The organism is Streptomyces sp. MBT65, from assembly GCF_016612545.1.
Lineage (GTDB): Bacteria > Actinomycetota > Actinomycetes > Streptomycetales > Streptomycetaceae > Streptomyces.
This window is the reverse complement of sequence record NZ_JAENRY010000006.1, coordinates 1-18,015: the sequence shown is the minus strand read 5'-3', so window position 1 is coordinate 18,015 and position 18,015 is coordinate 1. Positions and strand designations below refer to the sequence as shown.

The following is an 18,015-nucleotide window of genomic DNA, read 5'->3' as shown; positions in this document are numbered from 1 at the left end:
GTGCATGAGTGGTGAGCGTGCGGGGCGCTTCGACGGGCGGATCGCGCTCGTCACGGGCGCCGGATCCGGCATCGGCGCGGCGGTCGCCCGGCGACTGGCCGCACAGGGGGCCGACGTCCTCGTCACGGATGTCGACGGCCCGGCGGCGGAGGCCGTCGCGAAGGACCTGCCGCGAGCACACCCGCTGACGCTCGACGTGGCCGAACCGGCGCAGGTCGACAGGGCCTTCGACGAGGTCGTGCAGCGGCACGGGCGGCTCGACATCGTGGTGCACGCGGCCGGAGTCGACGACCCCGTGGCCAAGGAGTGGCTCGCGGAGGCACTGGTCGCGAAGCGGTCGCCGGAGGTCACGGGGCGGCTCGGCGACGACGCGTGGCGGCGCGTCATGCGCGTCAACCTGGACGGCACGTTTCACGTTCTGCGTGCGGCGCTGAGCGTCATGGCGCCGCACCGGTCCGGGGCCGTTGTGACGGTCGGTTCGTCCTCGGCCTTCGACACCCAGGCCGGCTATCCGCACTACGCGGCCTCGAAAGCCGGCGCACACGCGGTGAGCCAGTCGGTCGCCAAGGAGGCGATCGCGTTCGGCGTTCGCGTCAACACGGTGGCGCCGGGGCCGACGGAGACGGGGATGGCAGCGCGGACGCCCGCGGCGCTTCGCCGGGGGTTCACCGAGCCCGGGGTGCGCGCGTATGCGACGCCGGAGGAGATCGCTGATGTCGCTCTGTTTCTGGCGAGCGAGGAGGCGGCGAACTTGGTGGGGGCGGTGGTGCTTGCGAACGGTGGGCGGTTCACGGTGTGAGGGCTCAACCCGTAGTGGTCCGGGGCGAGTTGTTCGCGGCTGGTCGCGCCCACCTGGCAGAGCCGCCCGATGTCACAGTCCCGCGCCCCTCAGGTGGGCCTCGTTGAGGGAGGTTTGGATGTTTCGGCTCGATGGTGGTCCCGCAGCGTTGCTGGAGACTGACGAGCAACGGCAACTACGTTCGGTTCTACGGGACTTGCTCAGCGAATCCTGCGGGCCCGGGGATGTTCGCGCACAGGGCGAAAGCCCGCGGGGGTACGACCCGGCGCTCTGGGAGCGGCTTGCCGGGGAGATCGGGGTGCACGGGCTGGCGTTGCCCGAGGAGTATGGCGGCGCGGGGTACACGTACGCCGAACTCGCCGTCGCTCTGGAGGAGTTGGGGCGGGTTCTGTGCCCCGCTCCCCTGCTCACCACCGTTGTGCTCGCCGGACACGCGCTGCTGGTGAGCGGTGATCGGCGGGCCTGTGCGCGGTGGTTGCCGGGTATCGCCTCCGGTGCGGTCACGGCGACGATCGCCGGATTCCTGCACACCGCCGCGATCACCGCCGAGCGCGGCCCCGACTGCTGGGTCCTGCGCGGCGAGGCCGACTTCGTACCCGGCGGAGAAGGCGCCGATCTGCTGCTGGTCATGGCCCGTACGCCTGACGGGGAGCGGTTGTTCGCCTGCGAGCCGGACGGGACGACCTGCGAGCGTACGGCTCGGCGGGTGCTTGATCCCACGCGGCGGCAGGCACTCGTCCGCTTCCGCGGAGCACGGGCCGAGCCGGTCGGTGAGGCCGGGCAGGCGGCGGGAGTCGTCGAGGCCGTGCTCGACGCCGGGCGGGTGGGGCTGGCGGCCGAGCATGTCGGTGGGAGCGGGCACGCGCTGGACGCCGTACTGGGCCATGTGTCCGAGCGGGTTCAGTTCGGGCGGGCCATCGGTTCGTTCCAGGCCGTCAAGCACCGCCTGGCCGACCTGCTGGTCGAGATCGAGGGGGCGCGGTCGGCCTCGGCCTACGCGAGCGCCTGTCTCGCCGCGTCATCGCCGGAGCTCCCGCTCGCCGCCGGTGCCGCGGCGGTCGTGTGCACCGGCGCCTACCGGCTCGCCACCACGGAATACGTGCAACTCCACGGCGGGATCGGCTTCACCTGGGAGCACCCTGCCCATCTGTATCTGCGCCGGGCGAGGGCCGACGAGGCGCTGTTCGGCACCGGTGACGACCATCGCCTGCGCCTGGCCGGACTGCTCGGCCTCGCCGGCTGATCGCTTACCGGCCGATCGCTTCCCGATCCATTGACAGGGCATTCATCCGCCCACAGAATCGAACTCAATTCAGTTCAGTTTGGAGGAGCTCATGGCAGTCGAAGACGAGATCCAGTTCGAGCGCGACGGACAGGTGGCACGGATCTGGCTGAACCGTCCGCACAAGAAGAACTGCGTGACCGTGCCGATCCTGAACCGGCTGGACGAGATCATCACCGAGATCGACGCGGACCCCGAGCTGCGCGTGCTGGTGCTTCGCGGACGCGGGAACACCTTCTGCTCCGGGTTCGACCTGGACAGCCTCAAGGCCGAGTTCGTGGGCAGGTCCAACGCGATCGACGTCGCCGTACTGTCGGCGAAGGTCTGCGACCGGCTGTACTCGATGAAGACCCCGTCCATCGCCGTCCTCGAAGGCCATGTGACCGCGGGCGGCTTCGAGTTGATGATCTCCTGCGACTTCGCGATCGCCGCGGACGACGCCCTCATCGGCGACTTCCACATCCGCCGCGCCCTGTTCGGCGGTGCCGGTCCCATCTACCGGGTGCCGCGCATGATCGGCGTCCGCAAGACCAAGGAGCTGATGCTCACCGGCAAGCTGCTCACCGGGGTCGAGGCCGCCGACTTCGGCCTCATCAACTCCTCGGCACCCGCCGACAAGTTGGACGCCACGGTCGAGGAGTTCGCCGACCAGCTCGTCGACAAGAGCCCGTTCACCATGTGGATCACCAAGATGACCATCGACCGCAGCCTCGACGCCGACATCCAGTCACTGATGGTCATGGAGCACCTCGCGGTCGGCGTGATGCTCAACTCCGAGGACGCGGCGGAGGGCGTGGCGGCCTTCCTGGAGAAGCGGGAGCCGCAGTGGAAGGGGCGCTGAGCGCCGTGTCGTCGGAGTCCGGGGGCCGGCTGCGCGGCTCCCGGTGCGCCGACTGCGCGGTCACGACCTGTCCCGCCGGCCCGGCTTGCCCGCGCTGCGGCGGACCGACCGAGCAGGTCGTGCTCTCCGGTACGGGCACGCTGTGGACCTGGACCGTGCAGCGGTACGCACCCAAGTCGCCGCCGTACCTCCCGCCCGTCGCCGGGTTCACGCCGTTCGCCGTCGGCTATGTCGAACTGCCGGAAGATGTAAGGGTGTTGGCGGCCCTCGACATCCGGCCCGAGGACGCGGAGATCGGCATGCCGATGACGATCGCGGCGGGCGCCGGGGTGCCGAGGGCCACCGGAGCCGTCGTATGACCGCCGAGGAAGTCCTCGTCTGCGGGGCCGGGATCACCTCCTTCGCCCGTACGGAGGAGAGCGGCCGGCAGCTCGCCGTGCGGGCCGTGCGGGCCGCCCTCGCCGATGCCGGGCTGCCGTGGGCCCGGGTGCGCGCGGCCTACGGCGGCAGTGACGCGGCCGGGAACGCGGACACCCTGGTCGCCGAACTCGGCCTGACCGGCGTCCCGTTCACCAATGTGCGCAACGGCTGCGCCACCGGCGGCAGCGCGCTCGTGTCGGCCGTCAACGCGATCCGGTCCGGGGCGGCGGACGTGGCCCTCGCCGTCGGTTTCGACAAGCATCCGCGCGGCGCCTTCGATCCGCGGCCCGCCGACTGGGGCCTCGACGAGGCCTACGGTCGCGACGGGCTGATGGTCACCACACAGTTCTTCGCCATGAAGATCCAGCGCTACATGCACGACTACGGCATCAGCCCGCGCACCCTCGCCCTGGTTGCCGAGAAGGCGTACGCCAACGGGGTCCTCAACCCGTATGCCTGGCGCCGCAAGCCGCTCGAGGCGGCCGAGATCCTCGCGTCCGGCATGGTCAACGACCCGCTCACCCGGTACATGTTCTGCTCACCGGGCCAGGGTGCGGTCGCCCTGGTGCTGTGCAGCCGGGCCGTGGCCCGCCAACTCGGCGGCACGCAAGTGGCGTTGCAGGCGGCCGTCGTACGGACCCGGCGGTTCGGCTCATTCGAGGTGTTCAGCCCGTGGGCGCCGGTCGGGACGCCCACGAGTGTGACCGCCGATGCCGCCCGACTCGCCTTCGAGGAAGCCGGGTTGGGTCCCGGTGACATCGACGTGTGTCAATTGCAGGACACCGAGAGCGGCGCCGAGGTGATGCACATGGCCGAGTGCGGGTTCTGCGCGCACGGCGACCAGGAGTCGCTCATCCCGTTCGGGGCGACGGGCATCGGCGGCTCACTGCCGGTCAACACCGACGGCGGCTGCATCGCCAACGGGGAGCCCATCGGCGCCTCGGGACTGCGTCAAGTCCACGAGATCGTCCAGCAGTTGAGGGGCCGCGCGGGCGATCGCCAGGTGCCCGGCGATCCGGCGACCGGCTTCACGCACGTCTACGGGGCGCCCGGCGTCAGCGCCTGCACCGTGCTGACCCGCTGACCCGCTGACCCGCTGACCCGCTGACCCGCTGACCCGCTGAGAGGAGTAAGGACCGCCATGGACGGCATACCCGACCCCGACGAGTTCCGTGCCGAAGCCCGGTGTTGGCTGAAGAGCGTGGCGACAGCGCGCGACGCTCACCGCGAATGGGGCAGCGGCGACGACTCGGTGGCCGTCTTCGAGAACTGGACCGAGGCCGAGGAGCGTGACCACACCGCCCGGACACGGGACTGGGAACGCCTCCGGTACGACCAGGGCTGGGGTGCGATCGGCTGGGCCCCGGAGTACGGCGGACGCGAACTGCCCGCGTACTACGAGCAGTTGTACCGCGCGGAGGAAGCCGTCTTCGACGTGCCGCGGCGCACCGAGATCTTCCCGGTCACCCAACAACTCGTGGCACCCGCGATCCGGATCTGGGGCACCGACGAACAGAAGCGGCGCTGGCTGCGCCCCATGCTGCGCACCGACGAACTCGCCTGCCAGCTGTTCTCCGAGACCGAGGCGGGCTCCGACCTCGCCGCCGTCCGCACCCGGGCCGTGCCGAACGGCGACGGCTGGACGCTGACCGGCCACAAGATCTGGACCTCCGGCGCCCGGGTCGCCACCTGGGGTGTCGCCGTCTGCCGCACCGATCCTGACGCGCCCAAGCACGCGGGCATCACGGTCTTCCTCGTCCGCATGGACGCACCGGGCGTGACGGTACGGCCCATCCGGCAGATGACCGGCGGCTCCAGCTTCAACGAGGTCTATCTGGACGAGGTCCGGGTGCCCGACACCGACCGGCTCGGGCCCGTCGGCGAGGGCTGGCGGGTGACCCTCACCGTGCTCGCCGCCGAGCGCCTCGACTCCGGCGGACTCGGACTCGACAACGCCGGGCGCGCCCTCGACCTCGCCCGGCACCTGCCCCGCCCGCTCACCGACGGCGAACGGCAGCAGGTGGCCGACCTGTTCGCCCGCGCCCTGGTCCAGCGGCTGATCGCCCTGCGCGTCACGGCAGCCCTGGCCGCCGGCCGTGAGCCCGGCGCCGAGGCCTCGGTCGGCAAGCTCCACGCCACCGCGACCATGCGCGCCACCACCGACCTGGTCCAGCAACTCCTCGGGCCGCGCCTCGCCGCCGACACGGGAGCGTGGGGCACGTTCGCCTGGACCGAGCACCTGCTCGGCGCACCGGGTTACCGCATCGCCGGAGGCAGCGACGAGATCCAGCGCAACATCCTGGCCGAACGAGTGCTGGGGCTGCCCAAGGAACCGAAAGGGGCGGGACGTTGACCACCACAACCGAGGTGACCGCACTCACGGCACGGGTCCGCGCACGGCTGGCGGAACACCACCCCGGTGTCCCCGTCGGGGAGTTGCACACGCTGCCCGGCGGCCACTCGGGGCTCACCTACCGCATCGCGGCCGGTCCGGTCCCCTACGTCGTGAAAGCGGTGCCGCCCGGGCAACGGCCCGTCGGCCGCAACGACGTGCTGCGCCAGGCCCGGGTGCTGCGCGCGCTGGCCGGATCGCCGGTGCCCGTGCCCGGCGTGGTCGCCGTCGACGAAGGTGAACCGGCCTGGTTCGCCATGGAGTTCGTCGACGGTGAGGCGATCGAGCCGGTCCTCGACGAACACCGGCTCGACCCGGGACTGTGCCGGACACGGATGCTGGCTCTGGCCCCCGTCCTGCGCGCACTGCATCGGACCGATTCGAGGGGTGACGACCCCCGTTCCCCCGCAGGCGAGTTGGAGCAATGGAGCCGCACCATGCGGGCCGTTCCGACGGAACTCCGCCCAGGCGGCGAGGACTTGCTCGCCGCTCTCACCGCCACGATCCCCACCGGCATCGAACCCACCCTGACCCACGGCGACTTCCGCCTCGGCAACGTCCTGTGCCAGGGCGAGCGACCCGCCGCGGTCGTCGACTGGGAGATCTGGGGGTACGGCGATCCGCGCATCGACCTCGGCTGGTTCCTCCTCTTCGCCGACCACCGCAACTTCCCCCGGCTCGGCCGTGCCGTCCCCGGTCTGCCCGGCGAGGACGAGTTGCTCGCCGCCTACCTCGACGGCCGGCCCGAACCTCCCGACCTCGACTGGTTCCGCGCCCTGGCCCGCACCAAAATGGCCGCGATCATGGGCCACAACCTGCGCAGACACCGCGAGGGCAAGCACCACGACCCCGACCAGGAGCGGCTGCCCCCGACGATCGCGGCGATGATCCGCACCGCGCGCGACCTCCTCGCCCGACGGTCCTGAAGGAGCACCACCATGGATTTCGGACTCTCACCGAAGGCCGACGAACTCCGCTCGCGCATGGCCGCGTTCATGGACGAGTACGTCCTGCCCGCCGAGGACGTCTACGACCGACAGCTCGCCGAGGCGGCCGACCCGCACGAGCTGCCGCCCGTCATGCGCGAGTTGAAGGAGAAGGCACGCGCCGAGGGGCTGTGGAACCTGTTCCTCGCACACGGCGAACTGGGTGCCGGCCTCACCAACCTCGACTACGCGCCGCTCGCCGAACTCGCCGGACGCTCGATCATCGGCCCCGAGGTGTTCAACTGCTCCGCGCCCGACACCGGCAACATGGAACTGCTCGCCCTCTTCGGCACCCCCGAGCAACAGGACCGCTGGCTGCGCCCGTTGCTGACGGCCGAGATCCGCTCCTGCTTCGCCATGACGGAGCCCGAGGTGGCCAGCTCCGACGCACGCAACATCCGTACGCGCATCACCCGCGACGGCGACGAGTACGTCGTCAACGGCCACAAGTGGTACACGTCCGGAATCCTCGACCCGGACTGCCGACTGATCATCCTGATGGGCGTCACCGACCCGGACGCGCCCGCCTACCGGCAGCAGAGCATGCTGTTGATCCCGCGCGACACCCCTGGGATCACTGTGCTGCGCGATCTGCCGATGTTCGGCTACACCGACCGGTGCGGCCACGGTGACGTGCTGTTCCAGGACGTACGGGTCCCGGTCTCGGCACTGCTCGTCGGCGAGGGCGAGGGATTCGCCCTCGCCCAGGGGCGGTTGGGGCCCGGGCGCATGCACTACGCGATGCGCGCGGTGGGATTCGCCGAGCGGGCCCTGGAGTTGATGTGCCGGCGGACCCTGACCCGCAGCGCCTTCGGAGGCGCGCTCGCCGAACAGGGGGTGATCCGCGAGTGGATCGCCCGCAGCCGGATCGAGATCGAGCAACTACGGCTGCTGGTCCTCAAGTCGGCCTGGCTGATGGACACCCGGGGCAACGCGGCGGCCCGTACCGAAGTCGCCGCGATCAAGGTGGCCGCGCTGGAGGTGGCCCATCGGGTCGTCGACCGGGCCGTCCAGGCACATGGCGCCGCGGGCGTCAGCGACGACACCGTACTGGCGCGGCTGTACGCGATCACCCGGGCCCTGCGCATCGCGGACGGTCCCGACGAGGTGCATCTGCGGACGGTCGCACGACGTGAACTGGCCAAGTACTCCGGGGAGTCGGCGTGAACGGACAGGAAACGGACGGACAGTCGCTGTACGGGCGGCAGGCTCTCGGCGGCCGGGTCGCCGTGATCACCGGCGGCTCCCGGGGCATCGGCCTCGGGATCGCCAAGGCGTACCGGGAGGCGGGCGCCCATGTGGTCGTCGCCGCCCGGAAACCGGACGGACTGGCCGCCGCGCGCGAGGAGTTGCTGCGGGTCAAGGGCGACGGCGAGGTGCACGAGGTGGTCGCCAACGCCGGGGAGCCCGAGGACGCCGAGCGCTGCGTCGAGGAGACCGTGTCCCGCTTCGGCCGCCTCGACATCCTGGTCAACAACGCGGCCACCAACCCCTACATGGGCGATCTCCTCGACCTCGACCTCCCCCGCGCGGAGAAGACCGTACGCGTCAACCAGTACGGCGTGATCGCCTGGACCCGGTGCGCCTGGCGGGCGTGGATGCGCGAGCACGGCGGGTCGGTCGTCAACATCGCCTCCGTCGGCGGGCTGATCGTCGACCCCCACATCGGCTGGTACAACGCCACCAAGGCGGCCATGCTCCACATGACCCGACAACTCGCCTATGAATTGGGGCCGTTGGTGCGCGTGAACGCGATCGCACCCGGGCTGATCAAGACCGAACTGGCCCGGGCGGTGTGGGAGCCGCGGGAGCCGGTCCTGACCGCGAGGCTGCCGCTGCGCCGACTCGGGACGGTGGAGGACGTGGCGCACGCGGCCGTCTTCCTGGCGTCCGGGGCCTCGTCCTGGATGACGGGGCAGACGCTGGTTCTGGACGGCGGGGCGACCGTGCTGCCGATCGGGGTGGAGGAGTGAGCCACGCGATCGGAGACCTGTTCTCGCTGCACGGCCGGACCGTCGTGGTCACCGGGGCGTCGTCCGGGCTCGGGGCCCGGTTCGCGCTGGTGCTCGCGTCGGCGGGCGCCACCGTGCTGGCAGCCGCCCGGCGCCTGGAAAGACTCAAGGAACTCGCCGACGAGGACCCGCGCATCCATCCCGTCGTCTGCGACGTCTCGCGGGCGGAGGACCGGGTTCGGCTGATGGAGACGGCCCTCGACGAGACCGGCCGGGTCGATGTCCTGGTGAACAACGCCGGCCTGTCCGGCTCCGTCCGTGCCGAGGACGAGAGCGCCGACGACTTCACGGACCTGCTGGCCGTGAATCTGGTGGCGCCCTTCCATCTCGCGCGGCTGCTGGCGGAGGCTCCGGCCCGCGAGCACGCTCGTACGACCCGCTCGATCGTGAACGTCTCGTCCGTCCTCGGGCTGGTCTCGGGCGCTCCGCTCGGCGGCGCGGCCTACGCCGCCTCCAAGGCGGGGCTTGTCGGGCTGACTCGTGAACTGGCCGGGCAGTGGGGGCGGTCGGGGGTACGGGTCAACGCGCTCGCGCCCGGTTGGTTCCGCTCCGAGATGACGGACGAACTGTTCGCCGACGCGCGCGCCCGGCGCTGGGTCGAGCGCGGCACGATGCTGGGGCGCGGCGGTGAACAGAAGGAACTGGACGGGGCGTTGCTCTACTTGGCGTCCGACGCGTCCTCGTACTGCACCGGGCACGTGCTCACCGTGGACGGCGGGTGGACGGCGCGATGAGGGTCACGGTCGAGCTCGACGGCCACGGCTTGGCCCGGGTCGAGATGTGCCGCGGGGCGGGCAACGCGATCGACCTGGCGATGGCCCGCGCGCTGCGGGAGGCAGCGGAGGAGTGCGAGAAGGCGCGGGTCCGGGCGGTGCTGCTCACCGGGCGGGGGCGGTCCTTCTGTGTCGGAGGGGATCTGAAGGAGTTCGCCGCGCTGCCGGAGGAGCGCCTCCCGAGGCACCTCACCGATGTCACCGACGCGCTGCACGTGGCGCTGCGGATCCTCGCGGGGCTGGACGCCCCGCTCGTGGTCGCGGTGCAGGGGGCTGTCGCGGGCGCCGGTCTCGGACTGGTCGCGGCGGCGGATGTGAGCCTCGCGACGACCGACGCCGGCTTCACGGCCGCGTACACCGCGATCGGGTACACGCCGGACGCCGGGGTCAGCTGGTCACTCCCCCGGCTGGTGGGACCGCGCCGGGCCATGGACCTGCTGCTGACCAACCGGCGCGTGGCGGCGGCCGAGGCGCTGGGCATGGGTCTGGTGAGCCGGGTCGTGGAGCCGGAGCGGCTGACGGAGGAAGCCACGCGGACGGCGGCTGCCCTGGCGCGCGGGGCCACTGCGGCGTACGGCGCGACACGGCGGCTGGTCGACCGGGCGCTCACCGCCGGCCTCGACGAACACCTCGACGCGGAGGCCCGTCAACTGGCCGTTGCCGCGGTGTCCGAAGAGGGGCGGGAGGGCGTGGCCGCGTTCGTCGCGGGGCGGTCGGCCCGCTTCACCGGAGGTGAGATCAAGGAGGCCGGTGCCGATCGGTCGCCACCCCGGTTCACCCGCCTCGGCTCGGAGTGACCGGATGACGGCAAGCCCGCCGGGCACGGCCCGGCACAGTCGGACATCGATGTTGTTCCGCCGGTCCCGGCACCGTGGAGGCGAGCGGGTGGAGCGGCTGCGCCTCCGGGCATACGGAGGGGCGTACGGGGTGCCGCGGTGTCCCGAGCGACGGAGGACGGGACGGGTCGATCGTGTCCCGCCGCATGCTGAACGCAGGGAGTCGGTCTCCTCCGGCCCCCGCACCGACGCCGGCAGCCGCATCGGCCCACTCCCCCGTCCTGACCGGAGGGAACTGGTCTCGTCGGGCACCGCCCCACCCGAGCGCAAGGCACGCCGGCAAGACGGACGATCTTCGATTCGTAGCCGACTTGAACTTGGGTCTACTCTCGGACGGACCGGATGGTGATCGGCACCGGGCGTGGCGGAAAGGGAGTGGCGATGGCGAGGGCACGGATCGTGGATCCGGAGGAAGGGCCCAGGTCGAAGCGCGGCGCGATCCTCGTGGCGGCTGTGGAGCGGTTCGGGGAGGACGGCTACGAGAACACCAAGTGGTCGGAGGTGGCCGACCGGGTCGGCATCGGGCAGACCGCCCTCTACCACTACTTCGAGTCCAAGGCCCACTGCCTGCTCACCATCATGCGGCTGGAACTTCAGCGCTCCCACGACCAGTTCGTCGAGGCCACGAGGGACGAGACGGACCCGGTGGAGGAGGTACGCGCGGCGGTGCGGTCCGCCTTCGCGGTCACCGAGCAGGAGATCCGCCAGATGCGCATCCTCCAGGCCAACATGTCCCTGCTCGCCACCCCGCGGAAGTCCAAGCGCGAGGAGACCGAGCGCGTCGCGGCCCGCCAACTGGTCCAGATGGTCGAGCGGGACTGGACGAGTCTGCTGATGCGCGGCATGTCGAAGGGCGCGTTCCCGCTCCGTGACGCCCACACGCTGGGCCTTTCGGTCCTCGGCATGATCGTGAGTGTCTGGCGCTGGTACCGCCCGACCGGGGCGATCCCCCTGTCGGAGATCAGCGAGATGATCGAGGGGTGCGTGGTGCGGATGGTCGCCGAATAGGCCTCGCCCCGCCCCTTGTCCAGGGCGGGGATGCCGCCTTACAGTCAAAATGAACTGAACTCAGGTTGTTTCTCGGGTCGGCAGCTTTGGTGCTGGACGCACCGGTGTCGGACCCGTGGTGCCGAGGGAGAGCGATCTGCGATGGTGCTTCGCGAATACATGGCCAGAATGGACGGCCAGGACCCGGAAAAGGCCCTCGAACTCCTGGAACCCGACTTCCGGTTCCTGATCGCCCTGCCTGGCGGCGGGCGGACCGGTACGTCCCGTGCAGACTTCGCCGGTTACATCGCCGGACGGAACGCGGTGGACCGCAGGCACGAGATCGTGCGGTACTCGGTCGACGGTGACGTCGAGACGGCATACGGCTTCGTCGTCGACGAAGGGGTGACGAGCGGGGCCTTCCTGTCCGCCGCACAGGTGTCGCCGGACGGGCTGATGGCGCGCTACCAGTCCTTCTTCACCCCCGACTTCGACCTCGTGGACCAGCCGTGAGCGCGCCGGCCACGTCCGCCGCCCCGTTCCTGACCACCTGGTTCGGGATCCTGGACAGCGACGACGCCGACCGGATCCTCGACCTGATCAGTGACGACTTCTCCTTCTCCATCCTGTTCTCCACCGGCGGCGACGCCGGCACCGACTTCCACGGCGGCCGGGCCGAGATGGAGGGCTATCTCGCCCAGCGCGAGGTGGGCGTCCGCACGCATCACCTGCTCACCGGGTCCGTCGTCGGCCGGGACGAGCTGTACCTCGGCGAGGTGCGCAGGTCGGGCGAGCCGGAGGCGACCTTCGTGGCCTCCGCCCGACTGGACGACCGGGGCCGGGTGCGGCGCCTGCTGATCGGGCGCTCGCCCGCGGTCCTGTTCACCTGAGGAGACACACGATGTACACCCTCGTTCTGCTGGCCGCCCGGCCGCCCGAGTGGACCCATGAACGGTTCATCGACTGGTGGCGCGGCGAACACGCCGAACTCACCCGGCTGCTGCCCGGACTCAGGTCCTGGCGGCACACCGACCTCGACGCGGCCCTCGAACCGCGCTCGGAGGGCTGGGACGGCCTCTCCGTCCTGGGCTTCGACTCCCCCGAGGACCTGCGCGCGGCACTGGCCAGCCCCCAGTGGGCGGCGGCCGTCGCCCAGGTCGGCGACATGCGCGGCCGCCGCATCGCCGTCATGGGCGGCGAGGCGGAGTTGTACACCGACCCGGCACAGCGGACCGAGCACACCGGGGCGTGACGCCGGGCCGACCCGGAGCGCCCCCCTTCGCAACGAGGCGAGGAAGTGGATGCGACAGACAGTGCGAGAGTTCTACGACCGCTCCCAACAGGCCGACTTCACAGCTGTCGTCGACGACCACGGGTCGCACGGCGCACGTGAACTCCTGCGGCGGGCAACCGAGTTGGCCGAGGCGATGACCCCGAGCGGCACGCCCGGCGGCACGGTGCTCCTCCAGGCGGACAACTCCTGGCGCACCGTCGCGGCGACCCTCGCCGTGGGCCTGACCGGCGGTGTCCTGGCCCTGGTCGACCGGCACGCGACGCGCGCCGAGTTCGCCGGCGCGGTGGCGGACATCCGCCCCGACGTCCTGATCGCCGAACCGTCCGCGATCGAGGAGTGGGGCGCTGTCGCGGCCTTGCCGGACGCGGTGACCGCCGAAGCCCTCGATGGTTGGACGGTCCGCGCCGGACTCGGCCCGCGCGACGTCTCCCGCTGGTCCGGCGGCTCGCTGATCGGCCTCACCTCCGGCTCCACGGGCCGACCCAAGGGCGTCGTCCAGTCCGAGAGCGCCCTGCGGTACGCGTGCTCCTGCACGATCGACGTCAACGGCCTGCGCGCCGGGGACGCGGTGGCCGCCGTGGTCCCGCTCTCCTCGACCGCCGCCTACTGCTTCGGCGTCGGCCTCGCGCTCATGCTCGGCGGACCGCTCGTGCTGTCCGGCCGCTGGGACCGCGAGGAGGCGCTCGCGCGGATGGCCGCACATGACGTCCGGTGGACCATGTGCGTGCCCACGATGGCCCTCCAGATGGGGTCCGCCGCGGCCGGTTCCCAGGTCCTGGACGGGGTCCGTTCGATCACCGTCGGCGGCGGCCCCATGGACCGTGGGGCCCTCGCCCGTGCCGAACGCTCCCTGGGGACACGGATCCTGCGCGTCTTCGGCATGTCCGAGTGTCTCGGGCACACCTCGCCCCGGCCCGACGACCCCGAGGAGATCCGCCTAGGTCGCGACGGACGGCCCTTTCCCGGCACCGACCTCAGGGCCGTCGCCCCGGACGGCACCCATCTCGGGCCCGGGGCGACCGGCCGGGCCCAGGTCCGCGGCCCGTCCCTCTTCCTCGGCTACGCCCGGGACGGCAAGGTCGAGCCGCCGGCCCTCACCCCGGACGGCTTCTTCCCCACCGGCGACCTGCTGGTCACCGACGAGGACGGCACGGTCACCGTCATGGGCCGGGAGAAGGACGTCATCATCCGCGGCGGGCGCAACCTCGACATCACCGAGATCGAACGCGCCGTGGCCGCCCATCCGGCGGTGGCCCGCGCCTGTGTGACCCCCGTGCCGGACCCGCTCCTCGGCGAACGCGCCGCCGTACTCGTCGTGATGGAGGACGGCCACGCCGAACTCGGCCTCGACGAGATCACCGCACACCTGGCCCGCACCGGCCTGTCCAAGCCCAAGTGGCCCGAATTCGCCTTCACCGTCGGCGAGTTGCCCCAGACCACCGTGGGCAAGCTCGACCGGTCGGGCGCCCGCAGGCTCGCCCACGACCTGCACGCGGGGCTCGCCGCGCACCCCGACCCGCATCGTCAAGGAGCTGAATGACCACGCCCACGACCCGAACTCCCCGTTTCGACCGCGGCCGTTGGGCGCAGCCGGGACCCGAGACCGTACGGCCCGGGGTCCACCGCATACCCCTCCCCCTCCCGGACGACGGACTGCGCGCGGTCAACGTCTACGCGCTGGAAGGGCTGACGGAGGGCCTGGTCCTGATCGACGGAGGCTGGTCGATTCCCGAGTCCCGCAGGGCACTTGAGGACGCCCTGGCCGAACTCGGCCACGATCTCGGCGAGATCGACCACATCCTGGTCACCCACATCCACCGCGACCACTACACCCAGGCCGTCGAACTGCGCAGACTGCTGGGTTCCCGCGTCCACCTCGGCGCCGGCGAGCGGCGCGGACTGGAGTTGCTGGGCGAGCTGCGCACGGACCGGCCGGTCGGCTCACTGGAGACACTGCGCCGCGCCGGGGCACACGAACTCGCCGAGCGGGTCGCGGCCATGTACGGCGGCGACTTCGACCCCACCGTCTGGGAGGCGCCCGACCGCTGGCTGCACGCGGAGGAACTCCGCTTCGGGGACGTCCGGTTGACGGTGATCCCGACTCCGGGCCACACGCGGGGGCATGTGGTCTACCTCGACCGGGCGCGGGGGCTGCTGTTCTCCGGGGACCACGTCCTGCCGCACATCACCCCGTCCATCGGCTTCGAACTCGGCGGTCCCGCCCTGCCGTTGGGCGACTACCTCGACTCGCTCCACCTGATGACCACGCTCGGCGACGCCCGACTGCTGCCCGCGCACGGCCCGGTGGGCGACAGCGTCCACGCCCGGGTCGGTGAGTTGCTCGCCCACCACGACGACCGGCTCGCCGAGGCACTGACGGCCCTCGCCGACCGCACCCGCACCGCGTACGAGGTGGCGGGAGACCTCGGCTGGACCCGGCGCAAGGTGCCCTTCGCGGACCTCGGCGCCTTCGACCAGATGCTCGCCGTCAACGAGACGGCGGCGCACCTGGACGTGCTGGCGGACCGCGGACGCGCCCGGCGCACACAGTCCGAAGAGATCAACCGCTATACGGCGACGCCTGGTTAGGGCCGCTCACCGCGCCGTCCAGCCCCCGTCGACGTACAGCTCGGACCCGGTCATGAAGCTCGCGTCGTCGGAGGCGAGGAAGGCCACCGTGGCCGCCACCTCCTCGGGCGTGCCCAGCCGGCCGAGCGGTGTCCCCTCCACCATGGCGCTCAACCGGGGCGTATCGCGCCACAGTTCACGGGACCGGGGCGTCTCGATGAAACCGGGATGAAGTGAGTTCACCCGCACGCCGCGCTTCGCCCAGTGCAGCGCGGCGTTCTTCGTCATCAGGCGTACGGCGCCCTTGGCCGCGTGGTACGAGAACTGCGCGCCGAAGCCACCGACCGTGCCGAAGATCGACGCGACGTTGACGATCGAGCCCCCGCCGGAGCGTTCGATGGACGGGCCGCCGTGCTTCATGCCGAGCCAGACACCGGTCTGGGTCACACCGAGCACCCGCTCCCAGGAGTCCATGGTCTCGGTCTCCACCGTGTGCATCGTGGCGATCCCGGCATTGTTGACCAGCACGTTCAGTTCGCCCAGTGCGGCGGTCGCAGCACCGACGACCTCCTGCCACACCGACTCGTCCGCGACGTCCAGGGCCATTCCGAGGGCACCGCCCCCGACCTCCTCGGCGAGCTTCTCGCAGCGCTCGGCGTCGAGGTCGGTCACCACGACCGCCGCACCCTCGGCCGCGAGCCTGCGCACGACGGCGTCACCGATGCCTCCCGTGGCACCGGTCACCAGTGCCGTCTTCCCTGCCAGTCTCGGCTGCATCGGCCCTCCTCGTTCTCTGATGTGACGTCACATCCCTTACGGGGGAACTCAGTTCCGTACGCCGAGCCAAGCGAGGGCGCCGCCGTCGATCACGTAGGACGATCCCGTGATGAAGGCGGCGTCGTCGGAGGCGAGGAAGCACGCCAGCTTGGCGACCTCCTCCGGACGTCCGAGGCGCTCCACCAACTGCGGTGCGGTCAGCTCGTGTTCCATGGCGTCACGGTCCTTCGCGGCAGCGAAGTAGTCCTGGGCGAGCGGCGTGTCGATGACACCGGGACAGAAGCAGTTGCAGCGCACCGGGGCCAGGTCCACCGCGGTGACCTTGGTCAGATGGATGACACCGGCCTTGGTGACGCCGTAGGCCGGGGCGTTGGGGAAGCCGGTGAGCCCGGAGACGGAGGCGGTGTTGACGACCGAGGGCCCGCGCCGTGAGCGGCGCAGATACGGTGCGGCGAACTTGGTCGCCAGCCACACCGCCTTGAGGTTGACCTCGTAGACCGCGTCCCAGACCTCCTCGGGGAGGGCGTCGACGCCACGGTCCGGTGCGCCGGTGAACGCGGCCTCGATCACGCCCGCGTTGTTGACCAGGACGTCGAGTCCGCCGAAACGCTCCGCCGTACGCGTCACCATGCCGGCGATGTCGTCCCGCACCCGCAGATCACAGACGATCACCTCCGCCCGCGCCCCGGCGGCGCGCACCAGGTCGGCGGTCTCGGCGGCGGTCTCCTCGGTCCGGTCGGCGACGGCCACCGCGGCGGCGCCCTGCCGGGCCATCTGCACGGCGATCGCCCTGCCGATGCCCTGCCCCGAGCCGGTGACGAGAACGGTCCTGCCGTCCAAGGAACCCATCACGAGTCTGCTCCCAGCACATGTCGCGCCACCTGAACTGAACTGACTTCACTTTTCCTGAGTCTAGATTCACGAGAGGTGGGCTACAAGACTCACGGCGAGGCCACCTCGCACGACCGCATTCGTCCGATCGAGCGGGCCGGCCCCGCCCGACCGACACCCCGCGGGACACCGAAGCCGACTGGGCGCTTTTGTCCGTCGACGGTTCCACAGGTCGCCGGTAGTCTCCCACCGGCCGCCGCTACCCCCACATGCCGGGAGCGCCATCTGCCGGTATCAGCACGGAGGGCACTTCATGATGAGACTTGTCCGGTACCTGACACTGCTTGTCCTGGGTGCCTCCCTCCTGTTCCCGTCCGCCGGGACGGCCTCAGCGGCTCCGGCGGACGCCTCCCCGGCCGCCACCGCCGAAGGCTCCTGGCAGCCGCCCCTGTCCACACGCGGGCGCTACATCGTCGACGCCAACGGCAACCGCTTCCGGCTGAAGTCCGCCAACTGGGACGGCGCCCAGGGCTCCTGGACGGGCAGCGGCAGCGAGGCCGACAACGCCAATCACCACGCCGGGCAGAACTCCTACGGCATCCCCCTGGGCCTGGACCGCGTCCCCCTGGCTCAACTGACGTCCGACTTCCGCAAGTTGGGCATCAACAGCATCCGGCTGCCGTTCTCCAACGCGATGATCCATGACACCACCGCCGTACCGGACGCCGCCGTGGCGGCCAACCCGCAGTTGCGCGGCCGGACTCCGCTCCAGGTGTACGACGCCGTGGTCTCCGCGCTGACCTCGGCCGACTTCGCCGTCATCCTCAACAACCACACCAACACGTCCCGTTGGTGCTGCGGGGTCGACGGCAACGAGCGGTGGAACAGCAGCCAGTCCACCCAACAGTGGGCCGACGACTGGGTGTTCATGGCCCGCCGCTACGCCGCCGACCCCCGGGTGGTGGGAGCCGACCTCTACAACGAGGTACGCCGTGACGTCTGGGACGACCCGAACTGGGGCAGCGGCGACGCGCACGACTGGTTCGCCGCCGCCCAGCTCGCCGCCGACCGCATCCTCACCGAGGCCGACCCGAACCTGCTCATCGTCATCGAGGGCATCAACTGGACCGGCCTGCCCATCGACGGCTTCGCCCACGGCCGCCCCCTGCTCACCCCCGCCCTCACGCTCTCGCACACCCTGGTCGCCGCCCACAAAC

At 71.3% G+C, this 18,015-nt stretch carries 20 protein-coding genes; 18 read left to right on the top strand and 2 right to left on the bottom strand.

Features of this window, described 5'->3' with window-relative positions:
* Window positions 1-4 precede the first annotated feature (4 nt).
* The 17 genes from JHN63_RS02940 to JHN63_RS02860 all read left to right on the top strand — a co-directional run bounded on the left by JHN63_RS02940 (window position 5) and on the right by JHN63_RS02860 (window position 15,211).
* Window positions 5-799 (top strand): SDR family NAD(P)-dependent oxidoreductase, encoded by a 795-nt coding sequence (locus JHN63_RS02940; RefSeq protein ID WP_200677067.1) that lies wholly within the window; start codon window positions 5-7, stop codon window positions 797-799.
* Between the two features lie 118 nt (window positions 800-917).
* On the top strand, window positions 918-2,042 hold the full coding sequence (locus JHN63_RS02935) for an acyl-CoA dehydrogenase family protein (RefSeq protein ID WP_200677066.1): 1,125 nt from the start codon (window positions 918-920) through the stop codon (window positions 2,040-2,042).
* 91 nt (window positions 2,043-2,133) lie between these two features.
* Window positions 2,134-2,922, top strand: a complete 789-nt coding sequence (locus JHN63_RS02930; protein ID WP_200677065.1) for an enoyl-CoA hydratase/isomerase family protein — start codon at window positions 2,134-2,136, stop codon at window positions 2,920-2,922.
* Window positions 2,923-2,927: 5 nt separating this feature from the next.
* Window positions 2,928-3,281, top strand: a complete 354-nt coding sequence (locus JHN63_RS02925) for an OB-fold domain-containing protein (RefSeq protein ID WP_307781795.1) — start codon at window positions 2,928-2,930, stop codon at window positions 3,279-3,281.
* Window positions 3,278-4,426: a thiolase family protein gene (locus tag JHN63_RS02920; protein ID WP_200677063.1), complete on the top strand. Its 1,149-nt coding sequence runs from the start codon at window positions 3,278-3,280 to the stop codon at window positions 4,424-4,426. Before JHN63_RS02925 ends, JHN63_RS02920 begins: the two co-directional genes overlap by 4 nt.
* A gap of 57 nt (window positions 4,427-4,483) precedes the next feature.
* Window positions 4,484-5,695, top strand: a complete 1,212-nt coding sequence (locus JHN63_RS02915; protein ID WP_200677062.1) for an acyl-CoA dehydrogenase family protein — start codon at window positions 4,484-4,486, stop codon at window positions 5,693-5,695.
* Complete coding sequence (locus JHN63_RS02910; protein WP_200677061.1) at window positions 5,692-6,660, top strand: phosphotransferase family protein; 969 nt, start codon at window positions 5,692-5,694, stop codon at window positions 6,658-6,660. The genes JHN63_RS02915 and JHN63_RS02910 overlap by 4 nt, the downstream gene beginning before the upstream one ends.
* A gap of 12 nt (window positions 6,661-6,672) precedes the next feature.
* On the top strand, window positions 6,673-7,887 hold the full coding sequence (locus tag JHN63_RS02905; protein ID WP_200677060.1) for an acyl-CoA dehydrogenase family protein: 1,215 nt from the start codon (window positions 6,673-6,675) through the stop codon (window positions 7,885-7,887).
* Complete coding sequence (locus JHN63_RS02900) at window positions 7,884-8,693, top strand: SDR family oxidoreductase (RefSeq protein ID WP_307781794.1); 810 nt, start codon at window positions 7,884-7,886, stop codon at window positions 8,691-8,693. The genes JHN63_RS02905 and JHN63_RS02900 overlap by 4 nt, the downstream gene beginning before the upstream one ends.
* A complete protein-coding gene (locus JHN63_RS02895; protein ID WP_200677059.1) occupies window positions 8,690-9,466 on the top strand; it encodes an SDR family NAD(P)-dependent oxidoreductase in 777 nt (258 codons plus the stop codon). The genes JHN63_RS02900 and JHN63_RS02895 overlap by 4 nt, the downstream gene beginning before the upstream one ends.
* A complete protein-coding gene (locus JHN63_RS02890; protein WP_200677058.1) occupies window positions 9,463-10,302 on the top strand; it encodes an enoyl-CoA hydratase/isomerase family protein in 840 nt (279 codons plus the stop codon). The genes JHN63_RS02895 and JHN63_RS02890 overlap by 4 nt, the downstream gene beginning before the upstream one ends.
* 420 nt (window positions 10,303-10,722) lie before the next feature.
* Window positions 10,723-11,349 carry a TetR/AcrR family transcriptional regulator gene (locus JHN63_RS02885; protein ID WP_200677057.1) on the top strand — a complete coding sequence of 209 codons (627 nt, stop codon included), beginning with the start codon at window positions 10,723-10,725 and terminating at the stop codon, window positions 11,347-11,349.
* A 141-nt stretch (window positions 11,350-11,490) separates the two neighbouring features.
* Window positions 11,491-11,841 (top strand): nuclear transport factor 2 family protein, encoded by a 351-nt coding sequence (locus tag JHN63_RS02880; RefSeq protein ID WP_200677056.1) that lies wholly within the window; start codon window positions 11,491-11,493, stop codon window positions 11,839-11,841.
* Window positions 11,838-12,218, top strand: coding sequence for a nuclear transport factor 2 family protein (locus tag JHN63_RS02875; RefSeq protein WP_200677055.1), 381 nt, complete (start codon window positions 11,838-11,840; stop codon window positions 12,216-12,218). Before JHN63_RS02880 ends, JHN63_RS02875 begins: the two co-directional genes overlap by 4 nt.
* Window positions 12,219-12,229: 11 nt before the next feature.
* On the top strand, window positions 12,230-12,580 hold the full coding sequence (locus tag JHN63_RS02870; protein ID WP_200677054.1) for an EthD family reductase: 351 nt from the start codon (window positions 12,230-12,232) through the stop codon (window positions 12,578-12,580).
* 49 nt (window positions 12,581-12,629) lie between these two features.
* Window positions 12,630-14,162 carry a class I adenylate-forming enzyme family protein gene (locus JHN63_RS02865; protein WP_200677053.1) on the top strand — a complete coding sequence of 511 codons (1,533 nt, stop codon included), beginning with the start codon at window positions 12,630-12,632 and terminating at the stop codon, window positions 14,160-14,162.
* Window positions 14,159-15,211, top strand: coding sequence for an MBL fold metallo-hydrolase (locus JHN63_RS02860; RefSeq protein ID WP_200677052.1), 1,053 nt, complete (start codon window positions 14,159-14,161; stop codon window positions 15,209-15,211). Before JHN63_RS02865 ends, JHN63_RS02860 begins: the two co-directional genes overlap by 4 nt.
* A gap of 6 nt (window positions 15,212-15,217) precedes the next feature.
* On the opposite strand, the gene JHN63_RS02855 is transcribed toward JHN63_RS02860, so the two are convergent.
* Together JHN63_RS02855 and JHN63_RS02850 are read right to left on the bottom strand one after the other, a co-directional pair.
* Window positions 15,218-15,967: an SDR family NAD(P)-dependent oxidoreductase gene (locus JHN63_RS02855; RefSeq protein ID WP_200677051.1), complete on the bottom strand. Its 750-nt coding sequence runs from the start codon at window positions 15,965-15,967 to the stop codon at window positions 15,218-15,220.
* 48 nt (window positions 15,968-16,015) lie between these two features.
* Window positions 16,016-16,816: an SDR family NAD(P)-dependent oxidoreductase gene (locus JHN63_RS02850; RefSeq protein WP_234476053.1), complete on the bottom strand. Its 801-nt coding sequence runs from the start codon at window positions 16,814-16,816 to the stop codon at window positions 16,016-16,018.
* 298 nt (window positions 16,817-17,114) lie between these two features.
* Between JHN63_RS02850 and JHN63_RS02845 the strand changes: the two genes are divergently transcribed.
* Window positions 17,115-18,015: glycoside hydrolase family 5 protein (locus tag JHN63_RS02845; RefSeq protein WP_374222885.1), on the top strand; the 901-nt coding region annotated here is incomplete at its 3' end.

Excerpts from the sequence above, each read along its gene's own strand:
- JHN63_RS02940 (WP_200677067.1), top strand. The coding sequence starts at position 5 with ATGAGTGGTGAGCGTGCGGGGCGCTTCGACGGGCGGATCGCGCTCGTC.
- JHN63_RS02935 (WP_200677066.1), top strand. The coding sequence starts at position 918 with ATGTTTCGGCTCGATGGTGGTCCCGCAGCGTTGCTGGAGACTGACGAG.
- JHN63_RS02930 (WP_200677065.1), top strand. The coding sequence starts at position 2,134 with ATGGCAGTCGAAGACGAGATCCAGTTCGAGCGCGACGGACAGGTGGCA.
- JHN63_RS02920 (WP_200677063.1), top strand. The coding sequence starts at position 3,278 with ATGACCGCCGAGGAAGTCCTCGTCTGCGGGGCCGGGATCACCTCCTTC.
- JHN63_RS02915 (WP_200677062.1), top strand. The coding sequence starts at position 4,484 with ATGGACGGCATACCCGACCCCGACGAGTTCCGTGCCGAAGCCCGGTGT.
- JHN63_RS02905 (WP_200677060.1), top strand. The coding sequence starts at position 6,673 with ATGGATTTCGGACTCTCACCGAAGGCCGACGAACTCCGCTCGCGCATG.
- JHN63_RS02890 (WP_200677058.1), top strand. The coding sequence starts at position 9,463 with ATGAGGGTCACGGTCGAGCTCGACGGCCACGGCTTGGCCCGGGTCGAG.
- JHN63_RS02885 (WP_200677057.1), top strand. The coding sequence starts at position 10,723 with ATGGCGAGGGCACGGATCGTGGATCCGGAGGAAGGGCCCAGGTCGAAG.
- JHN63_RS02880 (WP_200677056.1), top strand. The coding sequence starts at position 11,491 with ATGGTGCTTCGCGAATACATGGCCAGAATGGACGGCCAGGACCCGGAA.
- JHN63_RS02870 (WP_200677054.1), top strand. The coding sequence starts at position 12,230 with ATGTACACCCTCGTTCTGCTGGCCGCCCGGCCGCCCGAGTGGACCCAT.
- JHN63_RS02865 (WP_200677053.1), top strand. The coding sequence starts at position 12,630 with ATGCGACAGACAGTGCGAGAGTTCTACGACCGCTCCCAACAGGCCGAC.
- JHN63_RS02860 (WP_200677052.1), top strand. The coding sequence starts at position 14,159 with ATGACCACGCCCACGACCCGAACTCCCCGTTTCGACCGCGGCCGTTGG.
- JHN63_RS02855 (WP_200677051.1), bottom strand. The coding sequence starts at position 15,967 with ATGCAGCCGAGACTGGCAGGGAAGACGGCACTGGTGACCGGTGCCACG.
- JHN63_RS02850 (WP_234476053.1), bottom strand. The coding sequence starts at position 16,816 with ATGGGTTCCTTGGACGGCAGGACCGTTCTCGTCACCGGCTCGGGGCAG.